This is a genomic window from Bacillus sp. S4, assembly GCF_040838205.1.
Classification (GTDB): Bacteria; Bacillota; Bacilli; order Bacillales; family Bacillaceae_G; genus Bacillus_A; species Bacillus_A cereus_U.
On record NZ_JBFPJI010000247.1, the window covers coordinates 1 to 5,050 of the forward strand.

Consider the following 5,050-nt stretch of genomic DNA (forward strand, 5'->3'; position numbering starts at 1 on the left):
GTATATTCTCCTTAATACTAATAATAAAGTTATATAGCGATTCTTATTGCTTTTTCGCTATGAATCCTTTCAATAGTTCCTACCTTATTTACACGTATTCTCTCGATTAAAATCAAATGCTGCTTCAACACCATTTTTCAGTAATTTTTGTAATAACGTATCCAATCCATCTTTGAAATAACATTGGATTTCCTCTTTATATAATGGTAATAGAGTATGGAAATAGATCGGCCAGTCACCCTCTATTTTTTTACCATCTTCACGAAATTCCATTTTAAATGCATCCGAACATTGTGGCAACGGTGGTACAACCATAACACCAGAAAATTCCGTCTCTTTACTATATGGATAAAACGGTGTATTTGAATCCCATTTCCCTTCAACTGATTGAGCTTCATACATCCGTCCCTCTGATTGATTCGAAAATACAAGCCATTGCCCTAATCCATATCCATTTTCCCTTACCTCTTCCCCAAACTTTCGTAAAAGGCGCAAGGGCCAACCGTATTTCGCACTATCCAAAACAGACGCTGCTACTTCCCACTCCTTCGGCAGGTGCATGACAAGTTCTGCATAACCACTATCTACACTTGATGGAGCTGGCATACGGAAATAGCTATTCCGATATGTTATTACTGTATTGTAATCTACTGTTTCATTTGGACCGACATTATATAATTCTATATCAGTAATTATTTTTGAATTTGCTTCTATATGATTCGTAATTTGACCATAATGTTGCTGAATATGTAATTTATAATCTTCAATGGATGTCGGGCGTATTACTGGGTTATTTTCTAGTTCTTGTTCATGATTTTCCTCATCGGATTCCCATACTAACTGAAAATTAAACCCCTTTAGTTCACTTTCTACAACACAATCTTTAAATTCGTCTGATACGAATGTTTGTACAGATACAATTGGAAAATCTCCGTATTTATGCTTCGTGTTCATTGTACAAAAAATATGTTCCCCTTTAATTTTATCTGCAATAAAAGCAAATTTGTCGAATCCACCAAAATCATCAGGTTTCGCATTTTTATAATCAATACATGCCAATACGTTTAATACATGTATTGCATAGCATTCATATCCTTCATGAACAAGCGGAAGAACTTCAACTTTCCTTTTTATTAAATCAAATACTACTTCTATCGCTGCTTTTGTAAAAATAAGTGGTATTTCACTTAATAAATCAGATACTTCTCCCTTATTTGATAATTTCATTTGCAATGGATTCCACGTATTAATTACTGATTGACCTTGAAAATAGTTATTAAAAATTTCTTGCCCTTCCTCATTCTCACACTCTAATTGATCAAAATTAGAATTACCAATAATTTTCCACACTCTCATTATACTACCCCTTTTAATCTATATAAAATACACATTGTCCCTGTTAACACCCGTTTCTCATCTATCTTATCCTTTAATGCTTTTTTATCGCCCACTGCTTATATGTAATTTTCATCTCACAACCTTCTTTAATATTTCTTTTTTACGATCTAACTTCTTCTCACATCATGTCTACTTCACTCAAAAAATGAATTGTATCCATACACTTTTTATTCCTTTCAAATTTGTACTTATTGTGTTTACCTAAATTAAGTCTTCGATGTTACTATTATTTATTAACAAGGGGACCTCACGAATAAATAACACCACTTACAAGAAAATTCTTTTATTTTAATCCTCTATTAATCATGTAACTTATTTAAAAACTCCGTAAAATTATAAGCCACAAAAAATACATTTCCCCTCGCTACTTCCTCTGCTTCCTCAGCCGTAATCCCTTCGCTTGCCATCAATGTTTCCTTTTCCCATGCCCCCTCGTGTTCCCAAAAGACAACAATCGGATTTTCTTCATGATTTTTATAATCAAAGCAAATTAAATTTCCTGCTGGGTCAAATGCAAAAGGAAATAATTCTTTAGGCAATGTATCAATAAAGTCACTATATACATCAACTATATATTCATCACTATTTTCATTAAAAGATAATAAAGTACCGAAAACTCTTTCGTGATTATTCACATTAAATAATTCTGGCTCTACATTGGCACCATTATTTACAGCTACACATTTTATATAATCAATTGGAAATTTAAAACCTATTTTATTACTAATCTCTCTCACAAGATCTTCATTTACAGCTTCATCAGCAAATTGCCATTCTACTTTTCTCACCAAGTTCCATCACTCCACTGTTATTTACTCTTAAGTAATTTTACAAACTGTTCTATATGTTACTAATAATATATTGTAATTTTTTACATTAATGGATTTCCTTCTCATTTAGAGCATCGGGTAATTAGTTCTATCTCCTCTTTTGTCGGTGCAACTTTTTTTCTAATTATATTCCCTTGTTTATCCCATTCGGTATACTTTAAGCAAATGCCAAACTTAAATTCTCCTTCATATTTGAGTACTTCGCATTCATACCAAATTTTCCGTATTCCTCTTGTCTGTCCTTTTATCATGTAATCCGCAGCTTTCACTTTTCCGCTCTGATGAAACTTAACATAATTACCTTCTTTAAAACCATCCTTATAGTAACAATAATACGCTAGGTTGCCATTTTCATATAACTCATAAGCTAAACCAGTAAAAGGTTTCCCATTCTTATCTTCTGGCTTATCTAACACTTCATCACTGGATGAGGTAAACCATAGTTCCTCATCAAAATTTATTCCATGCTCTAATACATATTTTTTACTGAGTACATCCATCTTATTTTCCAACTTTATTCACCTCGAAGCAACAATCAAAGCTTTCCGTTATAGTCAAAATCACTCCTTAACAGGGTGCCATAGAATGTTTTATATTCGTCACATATATCGTTTTCTTATACAACTACATGTCCATAAAAATACTTTTTACCAATCTTCCATTCTTTCTTTGTTAGAACATCAATATATGACATCAGCTCTCTATTTTTTTCATTTGTTATTATCGTATCGTATTGAATAGGACATTTGATTCCACTCCAAATTGATAAAACGGAAGGTATAATAACAACATTATAAGTAGTTCTATCTCTTAAAGAACTCATAACTTCCGAAACTAACTCCTTTGCCAAATCTCCAGGAAAAGATAGTCTATTACGATAATAGTATTCTTGCGTATCGTTATTTTCGATAAAACTAGAATAAGCTTCATTAAATTCTTCTAACGATACTTCATAATACTCGTCCTCAATTCCAAGCATCCATGAAAGTTCATTTCTAATAGCTTTTTCAACAAAGGTATCTTCCCACTCTTCTAGTAATGCTAGAAGATATGGTACTACATGATATGAAAGAGTTTCACTAGCACTTACTACAAAATTATGAACTCCATCCTCTGAAGCACTTGAAAGGAATTTCAAATTATTCGTTTCTAATAAATCATCGTGAGTAGCTATTGAACAAAATAGTCTAGTGCATAAATGTAAAACAAGCTCATTTCGAGTACTATTCATAAGTTCAATTAGTAACCCCTTTACGGAGAAATCACCTAACTTTAACAATTCGTTAATTAAAATAAAGTATTCTGCCTCTGTTGCACTATCCCTTAAGTTAGACTTAAGAGTTTCAATTGTATGATTAGAAACTTCTCCATACCAAATATCTTTTTTTAGATGCTCCAATTCCATCATTCCCCCTCCTTTTATTGCTGCTTACATTTATACGAACCATTTTATATGGATAATATTATTAATCATGTAACTTATTTAAAAACTCCGTAAAGTTATTAGCAATATAGAATACATTTTCTCTCGCTACTTCCTCTGCTTCTTCTTCCGTAATCCCTTCGCTTTCCATCAATACTTCCTTTTCCCATGCACCTTCATGTTCCCAAAAGACAACAATTGGGTCTTCTTTATGATTTTTATAATCAAAGCAAATTAAATTTCCTGCTGGGTCAAATGCGAATGGAACCAATGCTCTCGGTAATGTGTCATTGTAATCATGAAATACCTCAATAATATTTTCATCATCATCCATATCATAAGTTAGTAATATCCCAAAAACCTTTCTCTTCTCCTCAACTTCAAATATTTCTGGGCTAACATGTGCTCCATTATTCTTCATTACACATTCTATATAATCTAAAGGGAAATGAATGCCCAACTCCTTTTCCACATTCTTTACATTTTCTCGCAATAAAGGCTTATCTGGCAATCTCCATTCTACTTTACTCATCTCGCACCATCCCTCTGAATTTCCTCAATTAATTACTACACATGTAAAACAGTTATAAAAGACCTTAATAAATTACATTTAAAATCTTATTTATATCTGTCATACAGTCTTGCACTAAATCGTAAAAACCAACATGTACACTATCTTCATATACCCAAAAAAGGTCTGTACCATATGGTGCTTCAAATATTTCTAACATTTGAGGTGCAATTGAATACATTGATTCTGCATTAATTATGCAAAAGTTTTTTGGATTGTTTACATATTCATCATCATCCACTTCTGAAAAGATGTTCCAACCATTTAATTGAGAAATAGAACTTTCTTCTCGAAAACTATATCGAATAGGTACCCCATTAAAAACATTTCTAGATACAATAAACCCTCCATATGCATCATTTCTATTTGTCATGTTCATACTCCTTTACAATATCAATATGTCTATGAATAAAGAGCGACAGGCAATACGAATTGTATGTGAACGTAATATCATTCTCCCTCGTGCTAAACCCAGCCTTCATTCGTATACATTGACCGGATACTCCTAATAAGTAAAGTCCATTTCCATCATCGTGGAGCTTATACATAAATTTTTGAATATGTAATACGAAAAAAGATGTAGATTATTCTACATCTTTTCTTATTTATAAGACTCTTAGTTTAATATCTCTTATACCAAATGCATTGCATACTTCACATAGAAAAGGTGATAAGGAAAGAGAAGTGTACTTCAAGTCACATCGTTATCCATAAGTCTACTCCTAAATACTTTTAATTAGTTTTATTCCCTCAATAAAGAATAATACTAAGTGCATAGCGTTTATTAAAAACCATAACATGAAATTTGAGTTCTTTACAGTCTTCAAC

The 5,050-nt window shown here is 32.1% G+C and carries 6 protein-coding genes; all 6 read right to left on the reverse strand.

The features are described from left to right. Window positions 1-84 precede the first annotated feature (84 nt). A complete protein-coding gene (locus AB3X48_RS17630; RefSeq protein ID WP_199715435.1) occupies window positions 85-1,356 on the reverse strand; it encodes a suppressor of fused domain protein in 1,272 nt (423 codons plus the stop codon). A 341-nt stretch (window positions 1,357-1,697) separates the two neighbouring features. Continuing rightward, window positions 1,698-2,186 carry an SMI1/KNR4 family protein gene (locus AB3X48_RS17635; protein WP_033714800.1) on the reverse strand — a complete coding sequence of 163 codons (489 nt, stop codon included), beginning with the start codon at window positions 2,184-2,186 and terminating at the stop codon, window positions 1,698-1,700. Between the two features lie 104 nt (window positions 2,187-2,290). Further along, window positions 2,291-2,728 (reverse strand): toxin-antitoxin system YwqK family antitoxin, encoded by a 438-nt coding sequence (locus AB3X48_RS17640; protein ID WP_050552601.1) that lies wholly within the window; start codon window positions 2,726-2,728, stop codon window positions 2,291-2,293. 116 nt (window positions 2,729-2,844) lie between these two features. After that, entirely contained in the window at window positions 2,845-3,633 is a 789-nt protein-coding gene (gene imm47, locus AB3X48_RS17645; protein ID WP_016105403.1) for an Imm47 family immunity protein, read from the reverse strand. A gap of 61 nt (window positions 3,634-3,694) precedes the next feature. Further along, entirely contained in the window at window positions 3,695-4,183 is a 489-nt protein-coding gene (locus AB3X48_RS17650; protein WP_199715436.1) for an SMI1/KNR4 family protein, read from the reverse strand. A 64-nt stretch (window positions 4,184-4,247) separates the two neighbouring features. Further along, complete coding sequence (locus AB3X48_RS17655) at window positions 4,248-4,595, reverse strand: DUF2185 domain-containing protein (RefSeq protein WP_199715437.1); 348 nt, start codon at window positions 4,593-4,595, stop codon at window positions 4,248-4,250. Window positions 4,596-5,050: the final 455 nt, after the last annotated feature.

Excerpts from the sequence above, each read along its gene's own strand:
- AB3X48_RS17640 (WP_050552601.1), bottom strand. The coding sequence starts at position 2,728 with ATGGATGTACTCAGTAAAAAATATGTATTAGAGCATGGAATAAATTTT.
- AB3X48_RS17630 (WP_199715435.1), bottom strand. The coding sequence starts at position 1,356 with ATGAGAGTGTGGAAAATTATTGGTAATTCTAATTTTGATCAATTAGAG.
- AB3X48_RS17650 (WP_199715436.1), bottom strand. The coding sequence starts at position 4,183 with ATGAGTAAAGTAGAATGGAGATTGCCAGATAAGCCTTTATTGCGAGAA.
- imm47 (WP_016105403.1), bottom strand. The coding sequence starts at position 3,633 with ATGGAATTGGAGCATCTAAAAAAAGATATTTGGTATGGAGAAGTTTCT.
- AB3X48_RS17655 (WP_199715437.1), bottom strand. The coding sequence starts at position 4,595 with ATGACAAATAGAAATGATGCATATGGAGGGTTTATTGTATCTAGAAAT.